Origin of the sequence: Paraburkholderia sp. BL6665CI2N2 (assembly GCF_004366535.1) — a bacterium.
Lineage (GTDB): Bacteria > Pseudomonadota > Gammaproteobacteria > Burkholderiales > Burkholderiaceae > Paraburkholderia.
The window spans coordinates 2,989,051-3,013,721 of record NZ_SORC01000001.1 but is presented as its reverse complement, the minus strand read 5'-3'; the positions used below and the strand labels follow the sequence as shown (position 1 = coordinate 3,013,721).

18 protein-coding genes, 2 tRNA genes and 3 rRNA genes are annotated in these 24,671 nt (G+C 59.3%); 16 read left to right on the top strand and 7 right to left on the bottom strand.

The genetic code is table 11. The annotated features are described in order from the left end of the window. Positions 1-62: 62 nt before the first annotated feature. Entirely contained in the window at positions 63-1,850 is a 1,788-nt protein-coding gene (locus B0G81_RS13385; RefSeq protein ID WP_134136129.1) for a serine hydrolase, read from the bottom strand. Positions 1,851-2,061: 211 nt separating this feature from the next. Here B0G81_RS13385 and B0G81_RS13380 point away from each other — a divergent pair, with 211 nt between their 5' ends. Beyond that, entirely contained in the window at positions 2,062-2,727 is a 666-nt protein-coding gene (locus tag B0G81_RS13380) for an SRPBCC domain-containing protein (RefSeq protein WP_116121234.1), read from the top strand. Positions 2,728-2,972: 245 nt separating this feature from the next. Here the strand turns inward: B0G81_RS13380 and glnQ are convergent, their stop codons facing one another. The 3 genes from glnQ to glnH form a co-directional block, all read right to left on the bottom strand. Next, complete coding sequence (gene glnQ / locus B0G81_RS13375) at positions 2,973-3,701, bottom strand: glutamine ABC transporter ATP-binding protein GlnQ (RefSeq protein ID WP_166678988.1); 729 nt, start codon at positions 3,699-3,701, stop codon at positions 2,973-2,975. Then, complete coding sequence (glnP, locus tag B0G81_RS13370; RefSeq protein ID WP_134136116.1) at positions 3,698-4,354, bottom strand: glutamine ABC transporter permease GlnP; 657 nt, start codon at positions 4,352-4,354, stop codon at positions 3,698-3,700. The genes glnQ and glnP overlap by 4 nt, the downstream gene beginning before the upstream one ends. A gap of 64 nt (positions 4,355-4,418) precedes the next feature. After that, a complete protein-coding gene (gene glnH, locus B0G81_RS13365; RefSeq protein ID WP_134143099.1) occupies positions 4,419-5,171 on the bottom strand; it encodes a glutamine ABC transporter substrate-binding protein GlnH in 753 nt (250 codons plus the stop codon). An 856-nt stretch (positions 5,172-6,027) separates the two neighbouring features. Here glnH and B0G81_RS13360 point away from each other — a divergent pair. The 15 genes from B0G81_RS13360 to rrf all read left to right on the top strand — a co-directional run bounded on the left by B0G81_RS13360 (position 6,028) and on the right by rrf (position 21,771). Continuing rightward, complete coding sequence (locus tag B0G81_RS13360; RefSeq protein WP_106286413.1) at positions 6,028-6,783, top strand: DeoR/GlpR family DNA-binding transcription regulator; 756 nt, start codon at positions 6,028-6,030, stop codon at positions 6,781-6,783. 404 nt (positions 6,784-7,187) lie between these two features. Further along, positions 7,188-7,346 carry a hypothetical protein gene (locus B0G81_RS43615; RefSeq protein WP_166678987.1) on the top strand — a complete coding sequence of 53 codons (159 nt, stop codon included), beginning with the start codon at positions 7,188-7,190 and terminating at the stop codon, positions 7,344-7,346. A 191-nt stretch (positions 7,347-7,537) separates the two neighbouring features. Beyond that, complete coding sequence (phnS, locus tag B0G81_RS13355) at positions 7,538-8,626, top strand: 2-aminoethylphosphonate ABC transporter substrate-binding protein (protein WP_134136111.1); 1,089 nt, start codon at positions 7,538-7,540, stop codon at positions 8,624-8,626. A 124-nt stretch (positions 8,627-8,750) separates the two neighbouring features. After that, the gene (phnT, locus tag B0G81_RS13350; RefSeq protein WP_134136109.1) at positions 8,751-9,851 is read left to right on the top strand and encodes a 2-aminoethylphosphonate ABC transport system ATP-binding subunit PhnT; all 1,101 of its coding nucleotides are present in this window, start codon (positions 8,751-8,753) and stop codon (positions 9,849-9,851) included. Next, a complete protein-coding gene (locus tag B0G81_RS13345) occupies positions 9,829-10,782 on the top strand; it encodes a 2-aminoethylphosphonate ABC transporter permease subunit (protein WP_134136104.1) in 954 nt (317 codons plus the stop codon). The genes phnT and B0G81_RS13345 overlap by 23 nt, the downstream gene beginning before the upstream one ends. Continuing rightward, positions 10,772-11,635 (top strand): 2-aminoethylphosphonate ABC transport system, membrane component PhnV, encoded by an 864-nt coding sequence (gene phnV, locus B0G81_RS13340; protein ID WP_134136099.1) that lies wholly within the window; start codon positions 10,772-10,774, stop codon positions 11,633-11,635. Before B0G81_RS13345 ends, phnV begins: the two co-directional genes overlap by 11 nt. Positions 11,636-11,717: 82 nt before the next feature. Then, positions 11,718-12,452 carry a phosphonate utilization associated transcriptional regulator gene (locus tag B0G81_RS13335; RefSeq protein ID WP_134136097.1) on the top strand — a complete coding sequence of 245 codons (735 nt, stop codon included), beginning with the start codon at positions 11,718-11,720 and terminating at the stop codon, positions 12,450-12,452. A 56-nt stretch (positions 12,453-12,508) separates the two neighbouring features. After that, positions 12,509-13,780, top strand: a complete 1,272-nt coding sequence (gene phnA / locus B0G81_RS13330) for a phosphonoacetate hydrolase (protein WP_134136095.1) — start codon at positions 12,509-12,511, stop codon at positions 13,778-13,780. After that, entirely contained in the window at positions 13,777-15,228 is a 1,452-nt protein-coding gene (phnY, locus tag B0G81_RS13325; RefSeq protein ID WP_134136093.1) for a phosphonoacetaldehyde dehydrogenase, read from the top strand. The genes phnA and phnY overlap by 4 nt, the downstream gene beginning before the upstream one ends. 4 nt (positions 15,229-15,232) lie before the next feature. Further along, positions 15,233-15,793 carry a phosphonate degradation HD-domain oxygenase gene (locus tag B0G81_RS13320; protein ID WP_134136091.1) on the top strand — a complete coding sequence of 187 codons (561 nt, stop codon included), beginning with the start codon at positions 15,233-15,235 and terminating at the stop codon, positions 15,791-15,793. A 604-nt stretch (positions 15,794-16,397) separates the two neighbouring features. Then, positions 16,398-17,928 (top strand): 16S ribosomal RNA (locus tag B0G81_RS13315). Between the two features lie 82 nt (positions 17,929-18,010). Continuing rightward, positions 18,011-18,087: transfer RNA gene (locus B0G81_RS13310), tRNA-Ile, on the top strand. Positions 18,088-18,173: 86 nt separating this feature from the next. Next, positions 18,174-18,249 (top strand) — tRNA-Ala (locus B0G81_RS13305). A 318-nt stretch (positions 18,250-18,567) separates the two neighbouring features. Continuing rightward, positions 18,568-21,450: ribosomal RNA gene (locus B0G81_RS13300) — 23S ribosomal RNA — on the top strand. 207 nt (positions 21,451-21,657) lie between these two features. Continuing rightward, positions 21,658-21,771 (top strand): 5S ribosomal RNA (gene rrf / locus B0G81_RS13295). Together the 16S, 23S and 5S rRNA genes with 2 tRNA genes alongside form the textbook arrangement of a ribosomal RNA operon. A 213-nt stretch (positions 21,772-21,984) precedes the next feature. Here the strand turns inward: rrf and B0G81_RS13290 are convergent. From B0G81_RS13290 to B0G81_RS13280, 3 genes are read right to left on the bottom strand one after another with little or no spacing between them, the layout of a single operon-like run. Continuing rightward, complete coding sequence (locus B0G81_RS13290) at positions 21,985-23,574, bottom strand: IS66 family transposase (protein WP_134136087.1); 1,590 nt, start codon at positions 23,572-23,574, stop codon at positions 21,985-21,987. Positions 23,575-23,625: 51 nt separating this feature from the next. Further along, a complete protein-coding gene (gene tnpB, locus B0G81_RS13285; RefSeq protein WP_134136083.1) occupies positions 23,626-23,973 on the bottom strand; it encodes an IS66 family insertion sequence element accessory protein TnpB in 348 nt (115 codons plus the stop codon). Beyond that, positions 23,970-24,377 (bottom strand): transposase, encoded by a 408-nt coding sequence (locus B0G81_RS13280; protein ID WP_258875517.1) that lies wholly within the window; start codon positions 24,375-24,377, stop codon positions 23,970-23,972. Before B0G81_RS13280 ends, tnpB begins: the two co-directional genes overlap by 4 nt. Positions 24,378-24,671: the final 294 nt, after the last annotated feature.

Below are 24,671 nucleotides of genomic sequence, written 5' to 3'. Positions count from 1 at the left end.
GTGAGCAGGCGACGTGTCCGGGCAGTTAGCCGTACCTACAGCCGTCTGCCGGGAACGCCAGGCTAATTCTTGACCAGCCCACCGTCTTCGAGCGCATCAGCGGGGATGGAGTCGTCGATGCGCGGCCACTCCAGCTCGACATGCGCATTCCAGTGGCGAAGCGCTTTCGCACGACCGTCCTCTTCGAGAACGAATTCAAACGTGATGCTCGGGAAATCGCTGCTGCGAAATTGCAGGCCTTTGAATGGCTTTAGGACATCGGCCGGTTCGCCCGGATGGAACAGCGAAATATCGCCGTCCCGACTCAGCTTGACACCGACCTTCCTGCCAAGAGGCGTTTCGTACGTGCCGACAAGTCTTGCAAGGACATCCGCATCGGGTCGCGTTGGCCGGCGAACGAACACCGCTTCCGCCTCATCAAGCCGTATCGCCGCGCGATCTACATCGCCGAGCATGCTCGTGAGGAACGAAACCGACCACGCGCCATTTGTCTCGTCATTAGCCGTGTCGAAGCGGTCGTAATGGTAATGGTTAAGGGGCAGCTTGACCTGACGGAATGCGAACTGGAGTTGCGTGCCGTCGGTTGCGATATCCAACGTTCCATACGCCGGATGCTCGTACGAACCGGCGTAATCGGCTAAGCCGTGCGACGGCTGGGTGTTCGGAACCGCACGCGGCACGGCCCGTTCTCTCGCCTCGCGCATTGTCGCCTTTGCCTTCCTGCGAAAGTCGAGCAGCCGCGCCGTCCAGTCGGTCTCTTTGAGGCCAAGCGCGCAACTATAAATATCGAAGCCGATGGCGTTGCTCAGCGGGGCGCAATGGTCGCCTATGACGAATACAGAAACACCGATCTTCTCTTCCGGCAGATATGACACCTGCGAATGAAACGCACGCAGCGTGCCGCCATGACTCGTCAACAGATGACCCCGAAACGCGGCCGTCATGCGTCCCATGCCATAGATGCCGTTAAGCTCGGTTTTAAAGCCGTACACGTCGCTCATTTGGGTTGGCCACGGCAAGCCGGGAGCGAGCGTCGCTTTTAGAACGCTCTCAGGTATGACTTGCTTGCCGTCGATCAGTCCGTTGTTCATCAGCATGATCGACCAGCGCGCGATGTCCTCCAGGCTGGCCACGATGCTGCCCGCCGCACCGCAGTCGTCATCTTTCGGCGCAGGTGGTTGCCAAAATTCATTGCTGTCGCGTCGTTCAGAGAAAGGTAACGCGTAGTCTCCCTGGTCGTCGGCTCTTGCGTCGCCATACGTGAACAGGGTTCGGTGCATACCAAGGGGCACCAGAATCTCGTCGCTGATGAATTGTTGCCATGGCTTGCCGCTTATCAACTCGATGATATGGCCGACTGCCTCGTACATCATGTTGTTGTAGATGAGCCGCGAGCGCAGCGGAGCAATCGGCTTCATGAACCGGATGCGATCAAACAGATCTTTCGCCGAGTAATCCGATTCGTACCAGATCATGTCATATCGCGGCACACCGGTTCTGTGCCCGAGCATGTCGCGTAATGTGACTGCCGCATCAAGTGATTGATCATAAAACCGTAGACTGGGCACTGCATTGCGAATCGGTTCATCGAAACTTAGCAGGCCGCGTTCAACCAGCAAACCTGCGGCGACAGCAGTAAAGAGCTTCGTATTCGACGCGATTGGAAACAGTGTCGAGGAAGTAAATGGCAGCGCGTTCGCAACGTCGCGATAGCCGTACCCCTGCGTCATCACCACCTCGTTATTCCTGACGATACTCACACCGACTCCCGGCACGTGCCAGTCACGCACGAGAGTTTCCATATACCTCTCGAAATCGCCCAAATCCAGTTTGCTCGAATCGCCTGACATAGAGTCTTCCTTCTAATCAAAAATGTTTTGTTAGAAAAGCTGGATGTATCGGGAATAGCGTGACGGACCGGTTGCAGCCGGTGATTCTAGCGAGAAAAATAAAGCAGCAACGGAATGGCTCCCAAAGTGGCCTGAATGACGATTCAGGGTGATTGCCGCTTCGCGATCAAGGCCTGCATGAGATTCTCGACGAAGATTGAAAGGCCGCTATATGCAATTCGAAAGGCGGTTCAGAGCCATTCATGCCGCTTGCATACGGGTCGCTATCGGCAAACGCCTGCGCAAGGATCAGTGGGTGAGCATGCCAGAGCGGCTAATATGCGACTTCTTCGACCGCAAGGAATCCATCTTGAATTTAGCCAAGCGCGTTATATGCGGTTTTGCAGGGGCAGTTTTCCTGGCGTTCCTGGCAATATTGGCGCTGCATCATAACGGTTCGATTGAAACAGAGACTTTGATTGACAGTCCACCTCAGACGGTGTGGACGCTCCTCACGGCGACCGATGACTACCCATTGTGGAATCCGGAGATTTCACAATTACGAGGGCAGCTTCGTGAAGGCAACGTCATCGAGTTTGTGGAGGGGACGGGGCCAGACGCAATGGTGTTTCATCCCAAGATATTGGCGGTGCAGGCTGTTCGAGAACTACGTTGGAAAGGGTATGTTTGGTTTCCTGGTCTTTTTGACGGCGAGCACCGCTTCATTCTCGAACCTGTCGGCAGCAAAACGCGCTTTATCCAGGCTGAAACATTCACCGGCATTCTTGCTGGCACCCTGACTCAGAGCGTCCTAATGGACACTGTTATTAGCATGCATGCGATGAATGACGCATTGAAAAAGCGAGCCGAGCTAGCGTCTGGTCAACCGCGGAAATAGTCGGTTGGAGCGCTTGGGCAACCCCTACGAAGATATTTGCGTCTTCGCGCTACCGTGTCTCACATTCGCGGCGATCGGGAAATAACCGGGCGCACATAGCCGCAATGGCCGGCCACAGTGCGGAAAAGTACACGGACGTACCTTCGAAAAAATCGCGCGCTCCCGGCGCGGAAGCCATGTCTCCCGTAATATGCCGGGCCGGAAATAAAGGACGAGTCAAAACCCGCGCCGGCTGTAGGACTCAATTACGCCACATGCCTTAAAAAGTCCTTCAATCGTTGCGTAGGCGGGTTATCGATCAACTCTGCCGGCTGGCCGTCCTCCGCAATTCCTCCGTTGTCCATAAACAGCAGACGTGTCCCCACCCGTTTCGCGAAGCCGATCTCATGCGTGACGACGATCATCGTCATGCCTTCCGTCGCCAGGTCCTGCATGACCTTCAGCACTTCGTGACGCAGTTCGGGATCGAGGGCGGACGTCGGCTCATCGAACAGCATCAGCTTGGGTTTGATGGCCAACGCACGGGCGATGGCCACACGCTGCTGTTGTCCGCCGGACAACTCTGACGGATAGTGATTGGCCCGCGATTCGAGACCGACTTTGTCGAGCAGCGCCATCGCCTGATCACGCGCTTCGGTGCGCGTTGCGCCGCGTACCTCGATGGGACCGAACATGACATTTTCGAGCGCTGTCATCTGCGGAAACAGATTGAACTGCTGAAACACCATGCCGGCTTCGAGCCGAATGCTGCGTATGTCGGATGCGTTACCTTTGACGCTCACACCATCGACAAGCAACTCACCGCCGCTAATTTTTTCGAGCGCGTTGATGCAACGGAGAAGGGTGGACTTGCCCGAGCCCGAGGGCCCGACAATCACCACCACCTCGCCGTTCTCGATACGAAGATCGATGTTCTTAAGCACGGGCACGTGGCCGAAGCTCTTCGAGACACCTTGGAATTCGACCATGCTCATAGTATGCGCATCCTTCGTTCAACGAGACGCAACGACAGTGTCATCACGCCGGTGAGAACCAGATAGATCACTGCGACGGCAGACCAGATTTCAACCGCGCGGAAATTCCCGGCAATGATCTCCTGGCCTTGGCGCGTCAGTTCTCCCACCCCAATGACGATGAACAGTGACGTATCTTTCAGACTTACGATGCACTGATTGCCCAGTGGCGGAATCAGCCGGCGGAATGCCAGCGGTCCGATAATTTTCAGCAGCACGCGCGGCATCGACAATCCCATTGCGAGGCCGGCTTCCATCAAGCCCTTCGGAATGGACAGCAACGCACCGCGTACGACCTCGGCAAGATAGGCGCCCGAGTTCACGGTGATCGCGACGACGGCGGCGGTGAGCCCGTCGACCTTGATGTGCGCAAGCAGTGGCAGCGCGAAGTAAAGAAACATCACCTGAACCACAATCGGCGTGCCGCGAATGAGTTCAATGTAGACCTGCGCGGCCACGTTCAGCGCGAGTGGGCCGTATGCGCGGAACATGCCGGCTATGACGCCGACGATGAATCCGCCGATCAGTCCCACGAACGCAATGAACACCGTCAATTTCACGCCGGCCATCAAGTCTGGAAGCGCAGTCCAGATAACTGACCAATCAAATTCCACACACCGCTCCTGGTTGAGTCGTCTGTCGCGCGGCGGGGCTCGCCGCGCGTCCTGCTGATGACGATTACGACTTGGGCGGCTCCGAACCGAACCACTTCTTGTACAGCGTCGCGTAGCGGCCGTCGGCCTTCATCTTGGCCAACTCTGCGTTGACCTTGACGACCAGCGGACTTCCCTTCGGAAAACCGATGCCGTATTTGTCGCCGCTGACCGGCGTGCCGGCGACCTGCACCTTGCCTTTGCCGGCGGTGCTGACGAAATAGAGCACATTCGGCGTGTCGTGCATGGCTGCATCCACCCGGCCTGCTTCCAGCGCGAGATAGGCCTGGTCGATGTTCGGGAACTGCTGGATTTCTTTGGGCTTCAGATGCGCCTTGATCCAGTCGATCGTGGCGGTGCCCGTTTTGGCCGCAATGACTTTCCCATTCAGGTCGTCGATGGATTTGATGCTGGTGTTCCCGGTTTGCACCATCGCGGCGAGCCCGCTGTCATAGTACGGATCGGAGAAATCGATCGCCTTCTTGCGTTCTTCCTTGATCGTCATGCCGGAAAGCGCGACATCGATGTTCTGCGTCTGCAGGGCCGGGATGAGTCCGCTGAAATCCATCGGTTGAATCTTGTATTTCCAACCCTGATCTTTCGCGATTTCCGCCCACAAATCGAGGTCGAAGCCGACATACTTGTCGCCCTGCTTGAATTCGAAGGGCATGAAGGAGGTGTCGGTGCCGACAACGAGTTCTTTGGTGTCAGCGTGGGCGACGGTTGTGCCGAGCATGGCGGCAGCAACCATACACATGAGGAAGGAGCGACGTCCCATAATTTCTCCGCGGTGGTGGGCAATGTCCCTGACAAAGTCAAGGGAGGGCTGACGGACAGCGGGCGGCGTCGCAACATGCAATGCACAACCGGCCCGGAAATCAACAAGTGTTGTCAAAACGGATAATACGACAACAAAAAGTTTGGCAACAGAAATTTTTGCCGGTGCAAACCATGAGGTGAGAACACGCGTTTCGTTGTGCGGCAATGCGGGGCATCACGTCAGAGTGTTGGTCAAGGCTCATTCGAAGTCTGCCTTCTCACGTGGAGGGCTCGTCCGGCGGCTTTGGGGCTCGCTGATGCGTTGGTAACACGCATAGGTTTGAGATCGGGCATTTGCCACGATTGCCGGCTTGCCAGCGCGCTACGGAAGCTCAATGTGGCCCGCAAGGAAATCCTCACACAATTTTCGCACCGTGTATGATTCCGGCGTCGAAACCATCACTGGCGGGCTCAATTCCTTGCGTATGAGAACGGGGTATTCTCCAGCGTCGCGGCGCGCGCGAATGAGTTGCCACTCGACTAATCCTGCCGTCGACCGGAGATTGGAATCGGCAGGTCCAACTGCGCCGCGATGCGGTCGCTTCCAGACGAACGCAAGGGAACGCCTTGAAGCCTATGTGGGTATCCGGCTTTAGCTGTTTCGATGCCTTGGCGTCAACTCGCGCAGCCGGCGTAGGTTGTCGGCGAGTGAGCTAAGAAGTTGCGCGAACATCTGGAGTTCGGCAACTTGCAGATAACCGTAGATGCCGCACGCAGTGCAGATTGCAGATGCAAAAAGCCCTTATCTGAAGGGCGTTTGATCAAGACGCCCCGCGTGACAAGCCCCTCGCGGGATGATGAAGGAAACGCCGTCGATGCTCGCAGAACAACGTCACCAATACATCCTGGCGCAAGTCGCCAAAACCGGCGCGCTCTCGGTCGCGGAGCTGGTGCGCGAACTGAACGTGTCGCGCGAGACCATTCGCCGTGACCTGAACGCGCTGGCCGGGCGCGGCCTGCTGGTCACGACTCATGGCGGCGCACTGTCGAGCGACCGGCGCGAGCCCGACCTCGATACACGCGAAGCCGCGAATGCCGGCGCGAAGCGCGCCATCGGCGAGCGCGCGGCGGAGTTCGTGCCGGACGGCGCGTCCCTGATCATCGATTCGGGCAGCACCACGCAGGCGGTGGCGCGGGCGTTGCTCGACCGGCATCGCTTGTCCGTGTACACGAACGACTGGCGGATCGCGCTGCTGCTCGGCCGCCGCAACGACAATCGCATCACGCTGCTGGGCGGTGAATTGTCCGACATCGAAGACGCCACCTTCGGGCTCGATACCGTCCATCAACTGACGCAGTATCACGCGGACTTTGCCTTCATCGGCGCGGGCGGGATTTCGCCGGACGGCTATCTGACCGACTACAGCCGCATGGCCGCCGAGGTGCGCAGCCGCATGATCGCCGCGGCGGACATGGTGGTGGTCGTCGCCGATCATTCGAAGTTCGGCCGCGTGACGCCGGTGCGTATCAACGGTATCGAGTCGGCGCGCTATCTGGTGACCGAACTGGCTCCCGAGCGCACGCTCGGCAAGGCCATCACGGCGCACGGTCCGGAAATCCTGATCGCCTGAGCGGCGCTTACTGACTGCCGCCGGTGGCGGGCGTCCCTACGTCGAATGCCGCCGGGCCGCCTTCAAGATGCAGCCGATCCGCGGCTCGCAGTGTGCTGTCGTTCACCTTAATCGCGCCGATGCAACACACGCGCGCTGCGTTTCCACTATCCCCATCCGCTGCAATATTCCGATTGACCGGGCACAATACGCGCCGTCGATCGGAACCAGCCGACAGGCGCAGCGTGTCGGCTGCGCAAAGTTGTGCAAAAACGACCTTCGCCACGAACTTGCGCTGCCGCGAAGCGTTACGCATACATCGTCATTTTCGCCATGTAGGATCGCGTTGACTCGGCACACAGGGTGTCAGGCGTGGCCGGGCCGGCTCGGTTCCATCCATCGCGCAAGCCTTCGACGTCGTCTGAATGAGCGCCGCCCAGCACGGCGACGGCAGAATTGATTTGGATATTATTGGCGAATTGTGTCATTTTTTGGAAATCGGCAAAATCGTCATGGCGCTGTCATGGAAACCTGTGATCCTTGCCGTGCCCATTCAGGCAAGGCCGGCGGCGCGAGTGTCGTAGCGGGGCTGTGAGTCAGGCTGGAAAGAGGCGACAAGAGGACAGCAAAGTTGTTGGCAATCTGCAATCCGCATGAATCCGCACGACAGCTTCATGCGGGCAACACGCAAGCGGCGCGGCGCTACCGCCGTTCAATCACAACAGGTATCGGGATCTCCCGACCGTCTGGTTTTTTGCCTTTCGGAGAAAACGACATGACAAAGACAAATTCCCTTCACGCCACGGCCGGCCTCGCACGCAAACTGCTGCCGACGCTGGTCGCCGCGGCAGCATTCGGCGCCACGGCCATGCAGGCGCACGCGGCCGACGCCGTGGTGCTGTACACCGCCGACGGCCTCGAGAATCTCTACAAGGATGTGCTGCCGGCCTTCGAAAAGAAGGAAGGCGTGAAGGTCAACATCGTCACGGCGGGTAGCGGCGAAGTGGTGAACCGCGCCACCATCGAAAAAGATCAGCCGAAGGCGGACGTACTCGTCACGCTGCCGCCGTTCATTCAGCAAGCCGACCAGAGCGGCCTGCTGCAGGCTTATCAGAGCGCCAACTACAAGAACGTGCCGGCGATCGCCAAGGCGCCGAACGGCGCGTGGGCGACTTTCGTGAACAACTACTTCTCGTTCGCGATCAACCCGGAAGTCACCAAGACGCAGCCGAAGACCTTCGCCGACCTGCTGCACCCGGACTTCAGCGGCAAGGTTGCCTACTCGAACCCTGCCACGGCGGGCGACGGCATGGCGGTGATCATCCTCACCTCGTCGCTGATGGGCGAAGACAAGGCGTTCGACTATCTGAAGAAGCTCGAAAACAGCGCCAAGTTCCACACCAAGGGCACGGGCTACCTCGACGTGCTGCTCTCGCGTAACGAGATCGCGGTTGCCAACGGCGACCTGCAAATGGATCTGGACGACGCAGCCAACGGCGGCCTGTCGCTCAAGCCGATTTTCCTCGCGCACGAAGGCGGCCAGCCGACCACGTTCCAACTGCCGTACGCCATCGGCCTGATCAAGAACGGTCCGAACCAGGCGGAAGGCAAGAAGCTGATCGACTACCTGATGTCGACGGAAGTGCAGGCGAAGGTGCCGGACATCTTCGGCATTCCGGCGCGCACCGACGTGCCGCTCACCGGCAAGAACGGCGAAGCGGTCAAGCAGGCGATCGCGGGCGTGAAGCTGATTCCGGTGGACTGGAATCATGTGATGGCGAAGAAGGCCGACTGGACGGCGCGCTGGAAGAACGATGTGATCGGTTCGTCGGGCAAGCAGATCGAAGTGGTCAAACCGAAGTAAGCCGTCGTTCGTCGCGTTATCGACGTCACCCGGTCACGTAGCCGGGCGACGTCGCGGAATCAGGCGGCGCCTGCGGAATCCCGAGGCGCCGCATCGGCATTAATCAAGTTGGAGGATGAACCCGGTGAATACCGCCAGTCTTGCTCAGCCAGGCGCGCTCGGCGCCGCACCGGACACGCTCGATGCCGCGCGTTCGACTACGCCGGGCGGCGTGCAGATCGATCATCTGACGGTGCGCTTCGGTTCGCGCACGGTGCTCGACGATCTGTCGTTGACCATCCAGCGCGGCGAATTGCTCACCGTGCTCGGCCGCAGCGGTTGCGGCAAGACGACGTTGTTGCGCTTCATCGCCGGGTTTATCGAAGCGGACGGCCTGGCCGGCACGCTGACCGTGGCCGGTCACGATCTTACGCACGTGCCGCCGCATAAGCGCAATCTCGGTCTGCTGTTCCAGAGCTATGCGCTGTTTCCTCATTTGTCGGTGTTCGAGAACGTGGCCTTCGGGTTGCGCGCGCGCCGCACGCCGTCCAAAGACGTCGCGCGCCGCGTCGCCGACGCGCTCAAGCTCGTGCAACTCGGCGATGCCGGCCATGTGATGCCGGCGCAATTGTCGGGTGGCATGCAGCAGCGCGTGGCGCTCGCGCGCGCACTCGTGATCGAACCCGATGTGCTGCTGCTCGACGAACCCCTTTCCGCACTCGACGCCAATCTGCGCGCCTCGGTGCGTTCCGAACTCAAGGCGCTGCACGAGCGCCTGCCGAATCTGACGATCGTCTGCGTGACGCACGATCAGGACGACGCGCTGGTGTTGTCCGACCGCACGCTGTTGATGCGCGAAGGCCGCATCGCCCAGCTCGGCACGCCGCAGCAGTTGTACGACACGCCCGCCGATGGCTTCGTCGCGCGTTATCTGGGCGCGGCCAATCTGTTGCCGCCGCAGGTCGCCTTCGGTTTGGGCGACGCACGCTATAACGAGCGCGATCGCGTGGCCTGTCTGCGTCCGGAGACGTTACGGATCGTGCCGCTCGGCGAAGGGCAGTTGCACGGCACGATCACGTCGGTCGAATGGTATGGCGCGGTGTTGTCGGTCTCCGTCGCACTGGACGCGATGCCCAACGAGCCGGTGCTCGTCACCATGCCGCGCGGTCACGGCATGATGCCGGAGAAGGGCGCGCGTATTTCCCTGCGTTACGAGGCTGACGATGTCGTCCTTATCAACCCCTGATACGCCCAATCCGCTCGGCTCGGCCACAGCCGATGCCGCCGCCGCGCGCCGCAGCGCCAGCGCCGCTTCGCATACGGCCGCGGTAAAGCGTCGCGAACGCGCGGCGCAATGGCATCTGTTGTTCATCCTAGTGGTGGTGCTTGGGCCGCTGGTCGTTTATCCGCTCGTGCGCCTGGTGCTGCTGAGCCTGACCGGCCCTCACGGCCTGAGCCTGCACGCTTACTCGGCGTTCTTCGGCAATCCGGAAACGAGCGGCGTGATCGGCACGACGCTGTGGATCCTGTTTGCCAGCGCCGGGCTCGCGTCGCTGCTCGGCGTTGCGCTCGCGTCGATCCTGTTCTTCAAACCGTTTCCCGGCGCGCGGATGATCACGCGCTTTCTCGAACTGTTCGTCGCGTTCCCGTCGTTTCTGGTCGCCTTCACATTGATCTTTCTGTACGGCTCGCAAGGCTCCGTCAGCATCGGCTTGCAGCGGCTCTTTCATCTGCAGGCGCCGCCGCTCGATTTCCTGTTCGGCGTGGGCGGCGTGATTCTCGCGGAAGTGGTGTTCTACGCGCCGTTCGTCGTGCGTCCCACTCTGGCTTCGTTCGCCACGCTCGACATGCGGCTGATCGAAGCCGCGCGAAGTCTCGGTGCGAGCGGCTGGATGGTCGCGTTCAAGGTGATTCTGCCGCTCGCGTGGCCGGGCATCGCGGCCGGTACGATTCTTTGCTTCCTGCTCACGCTCAACGAGTTCGGCATTCTGCTCGTGCTCGGCAGCGCGCATCTGATCACGCTGCCGGTGGCGATCTACAGTTCCGCCACCGTCGATCTCGATCTGCCGACCGCCGCCGCCGGCGCGGTCGTGATGCTGATCATGTCTTTGTCGCTGTACGCGTTGTACCGCCAGGTCAACCGTCGCAAGGTGAAGGGAGCGGGCCATGGCCGTTGAACTCGACCCGACCGTTTTGCCGGTCATGCACAAGAAAGCGCGGCCGGTACGCCGCAGTCTGGCGGTGCGCATGCTCGGCGGCGCGTTGCTCGGCTTGGCCGGATTGCTGTGCTTCTGGCTATTCGTGTTGCCGGTGCTGGTCGTCGCACTGTCGAGCGTGGCCACGCACTGGTCCGGCACGATCCTGCCCGACGGCTTCAGCATGCGCTGGTTCGAGCGCCTCGGTTCGAGCGATTTCGACGCGCTCACCACGAGCCTCGAAATCGGCATGGGCGTCGCGGTGCTCGGCACGATTCTCGGCCTGTGGCTCGCGCTGGCGCTCGAAGGGCGCGACCGCCGCGGCCTCGGCGCGATCGCCGACACCATCGCGATGATGCCCAACGGCGTGCCGAGCGTGGTGCTCGGGCTCGCGGTGCTGATCGCGTATCACAAGCGACCGTTCGATCTGTCGAGCTCCGCGGCGATCGTCGTGTTCGTGCAACTGGCGCTGGTGCTGCCGTTCTGCTACCGCTGCGCCGCCGCCGCATTGCGCCCGGAACTGACGATTCTGCGCGAAGCCGCGGCAAGCCTCGGTGCGCCGCCTTCGATGGTGTTGCGCCGCGTCGTGCTGCCACAACTGGTGCCGGCGATCCGCGCGAGTCTCGCGCTGGGCTTCGCGCTCTCGCTCGGCGAACTCGGCGCCACGCTCACCGTGTATCCGCCGGGATTCGCGACGGTGCCGATCGTGGTCGTCGGGCAGGTGGAGCGCGGCTATTACCTGCCGGCTTCCGCGCTGTCGCTGATTCTTCTGCTGGTCTCGCTCGCTGCGCTGCTGCTGATCGCGGCGCGTGTCCCACGCCGTCGGGTCGACTGAGGCCCGAGCCCTGAACGTTGTGTTTGCGCGCCATGACCGCGCGCAAGCCCATACACACATCGATGTGGCAAAATTTGTCAAAATGACCGAATATATGCAAACTGCTTCTGTCGATCCGATTGAGGTTGTGCGCAGGCATTCGCTCACGACGTTGGTTCGCGACGAGATCGAACGGCACATCATCGAGGGGGCGCTCGCGCCCGGCGACAAGCTCAACGAAGCCGACTGGGCGACGCGCCTGCAGGTGTCGCGCGGTCCGGTGCGCGAGGCGTTTCGCGCGTTGGAGCAGGCCGGACTCGTGCGTACCGAGAAGAACCGCGGTGTGTTCGTACGGACGGTGTCGCTGGCGGAAGCGGATGAGATTTACGCGGTGCGCGCGGTGCTCGAAGAGGCGGCGTGCCGGATGCTGGCGGCGAGTATCGATGCCCGCACGCTCGCCGTGTTGCGCGACTGGCTCGACGCGATGCGCGCGGCGCTCGACGCCGAGGATCACGATGCCTATGCGCGCGCGAATGTGGCGTTTCACGATGCGTTGGTGGCCGCATCGGGTAATTCGAAGCTGTATGAAACGTACCGGCGCCTGGTGTGCGAATTGAGTCTGTTTCGACGTGCCGCGCTGGTGGTGCAGGCCGACGCGATGGAGCGCTCGCTTGCCGAGCATCGCGCGATCTTGACGGCGCTCGCTTCGCGCGACGCCGAGCATGCCGCGGCGTTGATGCATGCGCACGTGAACGGCGGCTTGCGGCGCGCCCATGCGGCGTGCGAAACGGCGGGGCCGTTGAACGTGTTGCGGACGCCGGCGGCGTCGAACGATTGAGATGGCTGCAACGAACTGACTACGACGCGTGTGCCCGGCACGCATGGAAGGGAACGATGGCGAATACAAGCGAACGCACGATCGAAGTCAACGGCCGCAGCTACCGGCTGCCCTCGCAACCGACGGTGGTGGTGTGCGTCGACGGCTGCGAATTCGATTATCTCGAAGCCGCGGTCGCGGCGGGTGTCGCGCCGTTCATCGGCAAGATGCTCAAGGGCGGCGGCGCCTTCAAGGGCGACTGCGTGATCCCGTCGTTCACCAACCCGAACAATCTGTCGATCGTGTGCGGCGTGCCGCCTTCGGTGCACGGCATCTGCGGCAACTACTTCTGGGACCCGGACGCGAACGGCGGCGAGGGCGCGGAAGTGATGATGAACGATCCCGCCTATCTGCGCGCGGGCACCTTGCTCGCCGCTGCCGCCGAAGCCGGCGCCGCAGTCGCCGTGGTCACCGCGAAAGACAAGTTGCGCCGGCTGCTCGGCTGGCAGTTGAAGGGCATCTGTTTCTCGGCGGAGAAAGCCGACAAGGTGACGCTCGAGGAAAACGGCATCGGCGAAGTACTCGATCTGGTCGGCATGCCGGTGCCCGACGTGTATAGCGCGGGGCTGTCCGAATTCGTGTTTGCCGCCGGCGTGCGGCTCGCGCAAACGCGCAAGCTCGACCTGATGTATCTGTCGACCACCGACTATATCCAGCACAAATGGGCACCGGGCACCGAGGGCGCGAACGCCTTCTACGCGATGATGGACGGCTACCTCGCGAAGCTCGACGCGCTCGGCTGGGTGATCGGCCTGACCGCCGATCACGGTATGAACGCGAAGCACGATCCGCAGACCGGCGAGCCGAACGTGATCTATCTGCAGGACGTACTCGACGACTGGCTCGGCGCCGGCCGCGCGCGCGTGATTCTGCCGATCACGGATCCGTATGTGGTGCATCACGGCGCGCTCGGTTCTTTCGCGACCGTCTATCTACCGCGCGATGTCAGCGTCGCGCAGGTGATCGAGCGGATCGGCGGCTTGCAAGGGATCGATAGCGTGCTCGACAACGCGGCGGCCTGCGAGCGCTTCGAGCTGCCGAACGACCGCGTCGGCGATATCGTCGTGGTCAGCACGAAGCATGTCGTGCTCGGTACGCGGCGCGCTGAGCATGATCTGTCCGGATTGACCGTGCCGTTGCGCTCGCATGGCGGGATTTCCGAGCAGGAAGTGCCGCTGCTGTTCAACCGGCGTGTCGAAGCGTTGCCGTCCAGCGGCGGCGATGGTGGCAAGAGGCTGCGCAACTTCGATATCTTCGACATCGCCTTGAATCGCGTGTCGTCATCATGAACGCCGTGCTGCGGGACCATCCTGCTTTTCGGGCGGAAGCGCTGCGGCTCAAAGGCGAGCGCGTGACGCGCTCGCGCACGCTCGACGTGTTCGATCCTTATACGGGAACGCGCGTGGGCACGGTCCCGCTGGCGAGCGTCGACGACGTGCGTGCCGCGTTCGAGTACGCGGCGGCCTATCAGACCCAGCTCACGCGTTACGAGCGCTCGCAGATTCTGGAGCGCGCGGCTTCGCTCATGCGAGAGCGGACCGAAGAGGCGTCGGATCTGATTTCGCTCGAGTCGGGTTTGTCGAAGCAGGACTCGCGGTATGAGATCGGCCGCGTCGCCGATGTGTTGAAGTTCGCGTCGATCGAGGCATTGCGCGACGACGGGCAGAGCTTCTCCTGCGATCTCACGCCGCACGGCAAGAAGCGCCGCGTGTTTTCGCAGCGCGAGCCGCTGGCGGGCGTCATTGTCGCGATTACGCCGTTCAACCATCCGATGAACCAGGTCGCGCATAAGATCGCGCCGGCCATTGCGACGAACAATCGGGTCGTGCTGAAGCCATCGGAAAAGGTGCCGCTGTCGGCGCTGTATCTCGCCGATGTCCTATACGAAGCCGGTCTGCCCGCGCCGATGCTGCAGGTGCTGACCGGCGATCCGCGCGAAATCGCCGATGAACTGATCACGCATCCGTTGGCGGAACTCGTCACGTTCACGGGCGGCGTGGCGATCGGCAAATATATTGCGGGCAAGGCGGCGTACCGGCGCGTCGTGCTGGAACTGGGCGGCAACGATCCGCTGATCGTGCTCGACGACGCCGATCTCGAACGTGCGGCGACGCTTGCCGTGCAGGGCTCGTATAAGAATTCCGGGCAGCGTTGTACCGCGGTCAAGCGGATGCTGGTGCAGAAAAGCGTGGCCGCCGATTTCACCGATCTGGTCGTCGAGAAGACGCGCGCCTGGTCTTTTGGCGATCCGTTCGATGCATCGAACCAGATGGGCACGGTGATCGACGTCGCCGCTGCGCAGCTGTTCGAGGCGCGTGTGAATGAGGCGGTGGCGAGCGGGGCGCGTCTGCGGATCGGCAATCAGCGCAAGGGCGCGCTGTATGCGCCGACGGTGCTGGACGGCGTCGATCCGTCCATGACCCTGGTGCGCGAGGAAACCTTCGGGCCGGTGTCGCCGATCATCACCTTCGACACAATCGACGACGCGATTCGCATTAGCAATGGCACGGCGTTCGGGTTGTCGTCGGGTGTGTGCACGAACCGGCAGGATGCGATCACGCGCTTCATCAACGAATTGCGCGTGGGAACGGTCAACGTGTGGGAAGTGCCCGGCTACCGGATCGAGTTGACGCCGTTCGGCGGCATCAAGGACTCCGGGCTTGGCTATAAGGAAGGCGTTCAGGAAGCCATGAAGAGCTTCACCAATCTGAAGACCTTTTCATTACCGTGGGAGTGAGAGCGTGGCATTGAGTGTGAAGGATATTCGTTCCCTGTTCGAGCAATACGGCAAGCTGGCCTATAGCGGCGAGCCGGTGACGCAACTCGAACATGCGTTGCAGAGTGGTTTATTGGCCGAAGAGGCTGGCGCTGACGAGGAACTGGTTGCTGCGGCATTCCTGCACGACCTTGGCCACCTGCTCAATCTGCAGGGCGAGACGCCGACGCAGCGGGGCATCGACGATCTGCATCAGTATTTTGCGCTGCCGTTTTTGCGGCCGGTTTTGTCGAGCGCGGTGTTGGAGCCGATCCGTTTGCACGTCGACGCCAAGCGCTGCCTGTGCGCCATCGACGACACGTATTTCGGCCAGCTTTCCGCTGATTCGGTGCGGAGTCTGGAGTTGCAGGGCGGCATTTTCAGCAAGGAGGAAGCTGAGGCGTTCCTGCAAAAGCCCTACGCGGAAGACGCATTGCGTCTGCGCAGATGGGACGATCTTGCCAAAGAAGAGAATCGCGCGACGCCGGATCTTGATCACTATTTAGGTGTGGTTGAACGAGTGATGCTGATGCACGCGGCTGTTTGATTATGCGTTCGGGGCAGCTAGCGGAACACGGATTTTCGGTATTGTTTTCGGTCCTTTTTGCCCTTGTTTGCTGTCCGGTTTTGTCGTCGTCCTTGCGCCGTTTCTGGCGCAATCCATGCTTATCAAAATAACGCTTGCAAGGCGGAGTCTGGCTCGCTAGAATCTCGCTCTTTCGTGCTTCGGACAACGGGGCACGGGAGGCGGGAGAGCCAGCAGTGGCAAGGCTTTCAGCGAGGCGGGCAGGTTCAGGAAGTTAGAAAAACCTGTTGACGGCGTAGCGGAAGTTCTTCATAATCTCGTTTCTCTGCTGCTGATGCAGCGACGCAGAACGAAGCGGTGCCGGGTGGTTGTGATGTTGACGACTGGCGGTGCGGGTTCGGTGGTGAATGCGTACTCGATCTTTAAAAATTAACAGCCGATAAGTGTGGGCGCTTGATGCGCGACGCGCCGGCGGGCCCTTCGGGATCTGCCGGATGAAGCGAAAGTATCAAGTCTCACACAGTAATGAAAGGAAGGTTTTTCCATTGAAAGATGGAAGGATCATTCGTCAGTACGTTGAGTGAGCGACCGGTTGGTAAAACAACCGAAAAACAGTAACAGGTTTGAACTGAAGAGTTTGATCCTGGCTCAGATTGAACGCTGGCGGCATGCCTTACACATGCAAGTCGAACGGCAGCACGGGAGCAATCCTGGTGGCGAGTGGCGAACGGGTGAGTAATACATCGGAACGTGTCCTGTAGTGGGGGATAGCCCGGCGAAAGCCGGATTAATACCGCATACGATCTGTGGATGAAAGCGGGGGATCTTAGGACCTCGCGCTACAGGGGCGGCCGATGGCAGATTAGCTAGTTGGTGGGGTAAAGGCCTACCAAGGCGACGATCTGTAGCTGGTCTGAGAGGACGACCAGCCACACTGGGACTGAGACACGGCCCAGACTCCTACGGGAGGCAGCAGTGGGGAATTTTGGACAATGGGCGCAAGCCTGATCCAGCAATGCCGCGTGTGTGAAGAAGGCCTTCGGGTTGTAAAGCACTTTTGTCCGGAAAGAAAACCTCTTGGTTAATACCTGAGGGGGATGACGGTACCGGAAGAATAAGCACCGGCTAACTACGTGCCAGCAGCCGCGGTAATACGTAGGGTGCAAGCGTTAATCGGAATTACTGGGCGTAAAGCGTGCGCAGGCGGTCCGCTAAGACAGATGTGAAATCCCCGGGCTTAACCTGGGAACTGCATTTGTGACTGGCGGGCTAGAGTATGGCAGAGGGGGGTAGAATTCCACGTGTAGCAGTGAAATGCGTAGAGATGTGGAGGAATACCGATGGCGAAGGCAGCCCCCTGGGCCAATACTGACGCTCATGCACGAAAGCGTGGGGAGCAAACAGGATTAGATACCCTGGTAGTCCACGCCCTAAACGATGTCAACTAGTTGTCGGGTCTTCATTGACTTGGTAACGTAGCTAACGCGTGAAGTTGACCGCCTGGGGAGTACGGTCGCAAGATTAAAACTCAAAGGAATTGACGGGGACCCGCACAAGCGGTGGATGATGTGGATTAATTCGATGCAACGCGAAAAACCTTACCTACCCTTGACATGTATGGAATCCTGCTGAGAGGTGGGAGTGCCCGAAAGGGAGCCATAACACAGGTGCTGCATGGCTGTCGTCAGCTCGTGTCGTGAGATGTTGGGTTAAGTCCCGCAACGAGCGCAACCCTTGTCCCTAGTTGCTACGCAAGAGCACTCTAGGGAGACTGCCGGTGACAAACCGGAGGAAGGTGGGGATGACGTCAAGTCCTCATGGCCCTTATGGGTAGGGCTTCACACGTCATACAATGGTCGGAACAGAGGGTCGCCAACCCGCGAGGGGGAGCCAATCCCAGAAAACCGATCGTAGTCCGGATCGCACTCTGCAACTCGAGTGCGTGAAGCTGGAATCGCTAGTAATCGCGGATCAGCATGCCGCGGTGAATACGTTCCCGGGTCTTGTACACACCGCCCGTCACACCATGGGAGTGGGTTTTACCAGAAGTGGCTAGTCTAACCGCAAGGAGGACGGTCACCACGGTAGGATTCATGACTGGGGTGAAGTCGTAACAAGGTAGCCGTATCGGAAGGTGCGGCTGGATCACCTCCTTTCTCGAGCTAAACGTGTCAGTTGCCGTAAAGGCAATGCGTTGAGCGCTCACGCTTATCGGCTGTGAAATCAGGACAGACTCAGGGGTCTGTAGCTCAGTCGGTTAGAGCACCGTCTTGATAAGGCGGGGGTCGATGGTTCGAATCCATCCAGACCCACCAAAGTCTTGTCTGGTGTGCTGATCGCCGAGTTTGGCGACTAAGACCCCTGGGTATCAACGCAGGTAGAGATTATCTGTGCATGACTTGGGGGATTAGCTCAGCTGGGAGAGCACCTGCTTTGCAAGCAGGGGGTCGTCGGTTCGATCCCGTCATCCTCCACCAATCCTCAATGCGTAGCGTTCTGTGCAGGAAGCAGAGCACTGTGCATTGGCGATTGAGCCAGTCAGAGTGATATGAAGCAGAGCTTTATATCGGCTGTCGTTCTTTAACAATCAGGAAGAAGTAGTAAAGAGATTCACGAAAGATCACTTAGAGATGGGTGGTTGAGTAGGTGAATCAGGGTTGTGATTGTATCAATGTATGAAAAGAGAGATCGAAAGATCGCTTTTGGAATACGGCGCAACACGAATACTCAACCTGTAGCGAGCGTGGCGAGCGTGTGATTCCCAGTGGATCATGCAGGAGACACACCCGTTATAGGGTCAAGCGAACAAGTGCATGTGGTGGATGCCTTGGCGATCACAGGCGATGAAGGACGCGGTAGCCTGCGAAAAGCGGTGGGGAGCTGGCAAACGAGCTTTGATCCACCGATATCCGAATGGGGAAACCCACTCCTTATGGAGTATCCGTAGCTGAATACATAGGCTACGTGAAGCGAACGCGGTGAACTGAAACATCTAAGTAACCGCAGGAAAAGAAATCAACCGAGATTCCCAGAGTAGTGGCGAGCGAAATGGGACCAGCCTGTACTCTTTATCTTCATTGTTAGTCGAAGGCTCTGGAAAGTGCCGCCATAGCAGGTGATAGCCCTGTAGACGAAAACAGCGAGGAAGAACTAGGTGTACGACAAGTAGGGCGGGACACGTGAAATCCTGTCTGAAGATGGGGGGACCATCCTCCAAGGCTAAATACTCGTGATCGACCGATAGTGAACCAGTACCGTGAGGGAAAGGCGAAAAGAACCCCGGGAGGGGAGTGAAACAGATCCTGAAACCGCATGCATACAAACAGTCGGAGCCTTTGAAAGAGGGTGACGGCGTACCTTTTGTATAATGGGTCAGCGACTTACATTCAGTGGCAAGCTTAACCGATTAGGGCAGGCGTAGCGAAAGCGAGTCCGAACAGGGCGATTCAGTCGCTGGGTGTAGACCCGAAACCAGGTGATCTATCCATGGCCAGGATGAAGGTGCGGTAACACGTACTGGAGGTCCGAACCCACTAACGTTGAAAAGTTAGGGGATGAGCTGTGGATAGGGGTGAAAGGCTAAACAAACCTGGAAATAGCTGGTTCTCTCCGAAAACTATTTAGGTAGTGCCTCGTGTATCACCTTCGGGGGTAGAGCACTGTCATGGTTGTGGGGTCCATTGCGGATTACTACGCCATAGCAAACTCCGAATACCGAAGAGTGCAATCACGGGAGACAGACATCGGGTGCTAACGTCCGGTGTCAAGAGGGAAACAACCCAGACCGCCAGCTAAGGTCCCCAAATATTGCTAAGTGGGAAACGAAGTGGGAAGGCTAAAACAGTCAGGAGGTTGGCTTAGAAGCAGCCATCCTTTAAAGAAAGCGTAATAGCTCACTGATCGAGTCGTCCTGCGCGGAAGATGTAACGGGGCTAAGCAATATACCGAAGCTGCGGATGCACATTTATGTGCATGGTAGGAGAGCGTTCCGTAAGCCTGCGAAGGTGCACTGGAAAGTGTGCTGGAGGTATCGGAAGTGCGAATGCTGACATGAGTAGCGATAAAGGGGGTGAAAAGCCCCCTCGCCGTAAGCCCAAGGTTTCCTACGCAACGTTCATCGGCGTAGGGTGAGTCGGCCCCTAAGGCGAGGCAGAAATGCGTAGCTGATGGGAAGCAGGTTAATATTCCTGCACCATTGTTAAATGCGATGGGGGGACGGATCGCGGAAGGTTGTCCGGGTGTTGGAAGTCCCGGTCCTTGCATTGGAGAAGGCGCTTTGGCAAATCCGGGCGCGGAATTCAAGGGTGCGAGGCCATTCACTTCGGTGAAGAAGCAATCGGAAGTGGTTCCAAGAAAAGCCTCTAAGCTTCAGTTTAACAGTGACCGTACCGCAAACCGACACAGGTGGGCGAGATGAGTATTCTAAGGCGCTTGAGAGAACTCGGGAGAAGGAACTCGGCAAATTGGTACCGTAACTTCGGGATAAGGTACGCCCCTGTAGCCTGACTGGCCTGCGCCAGAAGGGTGAAGGGGTTGCAATAAACTGGTGGCTGCGACTGTTTAATAAAAACACAGCACTCTGCAAACACGAAAGTGGACGTATAGGGTGTGACGCCTGCCCGGTGCCGGAAGATTAAATGATGGGGTGCAAGCTCTTGATTGAAGTCCCGGTAAACGGCGGCCGTAACTATAACGGTCCTAAGGTAGCGAAATTCCTTGTCGGGTAAGTTCCGACCTGCACGAATGGCGTAACGATGGCCACACTGTCTCCTCCCGAGACTCAGCGAAGTTGAAGTGTTTGTGATGATGCAATCTCCCCGCGGCTAGACGGAAAGACCCCATGAACCTTTACTGTAGCTTTGCATTGGACTTTGAACCGGTCTGTGTAGGATAGGTGGGAGGCTTTGAAGCGTGGACGCCAGTCTGCGTGGAGCCGCCCTTGAAATACCACCCTGGTTTGTTTGAGGTTCTAACCTTGGTCCGTAATCCGGATCGGGGACAGTGCATGGTAGGCAGTTTGACTGGGGCGGTCTCCTCCCAAAGTGTAACGGAGGAGTACGAAGGTACGCTAGGTACGGTCGGAAATCGTGCTGATAGTGCAATGGCATAAGCGTGCTTAACTGCGAGACCGACAAGTCGAGCAGGTGCGAAAGCAGGTCATAGTGATCCGGTGGTTCTGTATGGAAGGGCCATCGCTCAACGGATAAAAGGTACTCTGGGGATAACAGGCTGATACCGCCCAAGAGTTCATATCGACGGCGGTGTTTGGCACCTCGATGTCGGCTCATCTCATCCTGGGGCTGTAGCCGGTCCCAAGGGTATGGCTGTTCGCCATTTAAAGAGGTACGTGAGCTGGGTTTAAAACGTCGTGAGACAGTTTGGTCCCTATCTGCCGTGGGCGCTGGATATTTGAAGGGGGCTGCTCCTAGTACGAGAGGACCGGAGTGGACGAACCTCTGGTGTACCGGTTGTCACGCCAGTGGCATCGCCGGGTAGCTATGTTCGGAAGAGATAACCGCTGAAAGCATCTAAGCGGGAAACTCGCCTTAAGATGAGATATCCCCGGGGCTTCGAGCCCCTTGAAGGGTCGTTCAAGACCAGGACGTTGATAGGTCAGGTGTGGAAGCGCAGTAATGCGTTAAGCTAACTGATACTAATTGCCCGTAAGGCTTGATCCTATAACAGGTGTGTTTTGCGATGATCGTTAGTGCTTCAGCACTGACGGGCATCCCACCCCCGAAGGGGGCAAGGACACTCAGGTTAAGTGATCGTGTTGTGCCAGAAACAACACAACCCCAACAGCTTTACCTCTGGTGAGCATCACCAGAAACTACTTCTTCCCGATTGGCTGCATTGCTCCACGAGCAGTGCAGCAACAAGTCATGCCTGATGACCATAGCGAGTCGGTCCCACCCCTTCCCATCCCGAACAGGACCGTGAAACGACTCCACGCCGATGATAGTGCGGATTACCCGTGTGAAAGTAGGTAATCGTCAGGCTCCCCAGCAGCAAACAGAAACCCCACCCCGAAAAGGTGGGGTTTCTGCGTTTACCCCGCTGCCATACACGTAGAAAGCCCGCCGTATAACCCCACCGTAGAACCGCCTTCACTCCCGCCCCATCCCCCGCGCGTTCGCGTAGCCCGTCAGTTCCAGAGTAAGCATTGGACCTACACCGTCGCGGATTTTGTTGACGCGCGAGAGGATCGGCTGCTAGCGAACGGGATCGATGTGTGAGGCGGCGGGCAGCAAAGGAGCGACGTTCCAGGGTAACAGTTCGTCGATGCGATTCACTGGGTGATCGGCGATGCGCTCGATGACGTAATGCAGGTAGGCTTCGGGATCAACGCCGTTCATGCGGGCAGATCCGATCAGGCTGTACATCGCGGCTGCACGTTCTCCGCCTGAGTCCGCACCGGCAAATAAAAAGTTCCGTCTTCCGATTGCCACGCCGCGCAATGCGCGCTCGGCAATCAGATTGTCAATCTCGGCCTGACCATCACTGCAGTAATAGACCAGCGCAGGCCAGCGATTCAACGAATACTGGATCGCTTTGGTGGTGTCCGATTTCGCGGAGAGTGTGAGAAGCGTCGTCTGGAACCACCGTTTCATGTCATCGAGTAGTGGCACAGCCTTCTCCTGGCGAACGCGCTGTCGTTCTTCAGGCGGCTTGCCACGAATGTGCTCTTCGATGCGATAGAGTGCGCCGATGCGCTCGAGTGCCTCACTGGTGATCGGTGATGCCCGAACAGCGTGCAGATCATGTAGCTTTCGACGTGCATGCGCCATGCACGCTGCTTCGCGAATCTGACCGCCGAGGTAAAGATCTGCATAACCGGCGAACGCATCTGCCTGCAGTACGCCGGTGAAGTTGGCAAGGTGACGTTGTGGATGTTCGCCGCGACGATCTGGCGTATAGGCAAACCAGACGGCTGGCGCTTCGTCCGAACCACTGGGCCGATCATCGCGCACATACACCCAGAGACGACCGGTCTTCGTCCTGCCATTGCCCGGTGCGAGCACCGGCAGCGGGGTGTCGTCGGCGTGAACCTTGGTGCCACCAGGCGCGTGGCGGCGCACCGCGTCGACCAGAGGGTTAAGTAGCCATGTCAGACTGCCCAGCCAGTGGCCCATGGTGCCCGCTTCGATCTCGACGCCGTCGCGCGCGTACATGACGGACTGGCGATAGAACGGGATGTGGTACGCGAACTTCGATGTCGTGATGTGGGCGAGCAAAGCCGGACCCGGCAGGCCACGATCGATCGGCCGGCTCGGCGCTGCGGCCTGCACGATACAGTCGCAGCACGAACAGGCGAATTTGGGGCGACGATGACGGATGACGCGGAAGTGTGCGCGCACGTATTCGAGCTGTTCGGATACGTCTTCGCCCAGCGGGTTGAGTGTGCCACCGCATTCCGGGCAGTTTTCCTCGATGGGTCGATGCACATACTCTTCGCGTTCGAGGTGATCGGGCAGCGGTTTGCGACAGCCCCTCTCGCGGCGTTGTTGCGCCTTCTTCGAATCAGCCTGGGCGGCCGCACCTTCATCGGCCTGCAGGTCCTCAAGTCGCAGCTCAAGCTGTTCGATCTGACGATCGAGTTTCTCTGACTTGCGACCGAACTGCATGCGGCGCAGTTTGGCGAGCATCAGCTTCAGATGTTCGATCTCGATCACGCGGGAGCTGAGCTGGTCCTGCAATTCAACGACCCGCTTCGCGTTTGCATGAGCCGACGCCGCATGCGCGCGCACTAGCGCCTTCAGCGCATCAACGTCGTCGGGCAGGTCGGCATCGGTCAGATCCATGACGACAGTTTACGACTATCTGCTGCACGCGGATCATCGGGTAACAGACGTTTACAAAGCACTGCGCGGTCGTGCCGCGTCGACCGGTTGTCGCCAGTCAAACCCTTCGAGCAGGAGCGAGAGTTGAGCGGTGGTCAACGCCACGACGCCCGCGTCGGCGCGAGGCCATGCAAAGCGCCCCTTCTCAAGACGCTTCGCAAATAAACATAGGCCGCCATCGCTCCAGTACAACGCCTTTAGAAGATCACCACGACGCCCCCTGAAGATAAAAACATGGCCGCCGTATGGATCCTTCTCAAGCACCATCTGTACCTTTGCCGCAAGCGAATTGAAGCCGGAGCGCATGTCAGTGACGCCGGCAGCGATCCAGATCCGTGTGTTTGCACGCGGCCCGATCATCGCAGAATCCGCTCGAGGACCAGGCGCAATACCGTGGCATCGGGCACGCCTTCTATCCGGACCGAAGTATTGCCGTGTTGAAGCTGAATGCTGCCCTTTGCAGCCTCCCGAGGTGCCGGCGCGTTCGTCGCCTCCGGAGCACGGGCCGCCGGTCGATCGGACTGTACATCGACAACGACAGGCAACATGGTCTCCGCCCGCGCATCTTCGATCAACAGACCCTGAGCGTACAGTTTGCGCCAGGCCCACACCTGATTGGCGTTGATGTTGTTGTCGCGGGCGACCCTTGCGACCGAGGCGCCGGGTTCAAACGTCTGCTCGACGACCGATTGTTTCCATTCCAATGGATACCGTCGGTTCTGGCGCTTGGCAGGTAACTCGACTGTCTGAGGCACTGTGTCCATTCCCGCTGTTTGTGGACAGAGTCGGTCACTCGTGTCCGTCGCAGACGATGATTGCATCTTCTACGCGAGGCGGGGAACGGTACAAATCAGATGCTTACGTTCCAGGTACGCCCGTCCCACATCCACACCTTCGCGGCTCACCCGCACTGCGCCTTCCCAGTACACCGCGCCCGTCGATTGGCCGGGTACGGGGTGCGATGCTTCGCCATGGGTGGCGCACCCAGCTCGAAAGGATAGGTGTTCACGAAACCGGGTCCAGTCCAGTTCGGGCTGGGTCGGAACTTCAATGGATTC

Coding starts and splice junctions, on each gene's coding strand:
- B0G81_RS13385 (WP_134136129.1), bottom strand. CDS start 1,850: ATGTCAGGCGATTCGAGCAAACTGGATTTGGGCGATTTCGAGAGGTAT.
- B0G81_RS13380 (WP_116121234.1), top strand. CDS start 2,062: ATGCAATTCGAAAGGCGGTTCAGAGCCATTCATGCCGCTTGCATACGG.
- glnQ (WP_166678988.1), bottom strand. CDS start 3,701: ATGAGCATGGTCGAATTCCAAGGTGTCTCGAAGAGCTTCGGCCACGTG.
- glnH (WP_134143099.1), bottom strand. CDS start 5,171: ATGGGACGTCGCTCCTTCCTCATGTGTATGGTTGCTGCCGCCATGCTC.
- B0G81_RS13360 (WP_106286413.1), top strand. CDS start 6,028: ATGCTCGCAGAACAACGTCACCAATACATCCTGGCGCAAGTCGCCAAA.
- B0G81_RS43615 (WP_166678987.1), top strand. CDS start 7,188: ATGAGCGCCGCCCAGCACGGCGACGGCAGAATTGATTTGGATATTATT.
- phnS (WP_134136111.1), top strand. CDS start 7,538: ATGACAAAGACAAATTCCCTTCACGCCACGGCCGGCCTCGCACGCAAA.
- B0G81_RS13345 (WP_134136104.1), top strand. CDS start 9,829: ATGTCGTCCTTATCAACCCCTGATACGCCCAATCCGCTCGGCTCGGCC.
- phnV (WP_134136099.1), top strand. CDS start 10,772: ATGGCCGTTGAACTCGACCCGACCGTTTTGCCGGTCATGCACAAGAAA.
- B0G81_RS13335 (WP_134136097.1), top strand. CDS start 11,718: ATGACCGAATATATGCAAACTGCTTCTGTCGATCCGATTGAGGTTGTG.
- phnA (WP_134136095.1), top strand. CDS start 12,509: ATGGCGAATACAAGCGAACGCACGATCGAAGTCAACGGCCGCAGCTAC.
- phnY (WP_134136093.1), top strand. CDS start 13,777: ATGAACGCCGTGCTGCGGGACCATCCTGCTTTTCGGGCGGAAGCGCTG.
- B0G81_RS13290 (WP_134136087.1), bottom strand. CDS start 23,574: ATGGATCTGACCGATGCCGACCTGCCCGACGACGTTGATGCGCTGAAG.
- tnpB (WP_134136083.1), bottom strand. CDS start 23,973: ATGATCGGGCCGCGTGCAAACACACGGATCTGGATCGCTGCCGGCGTC.
- B0G81_RS13280 (WP_258875517.1), bottom strand. CDS start 24,377: ATGGACACAGTGCCTCAGACAGTCGAGTTACCTGCCAAGCGCCAGAAC.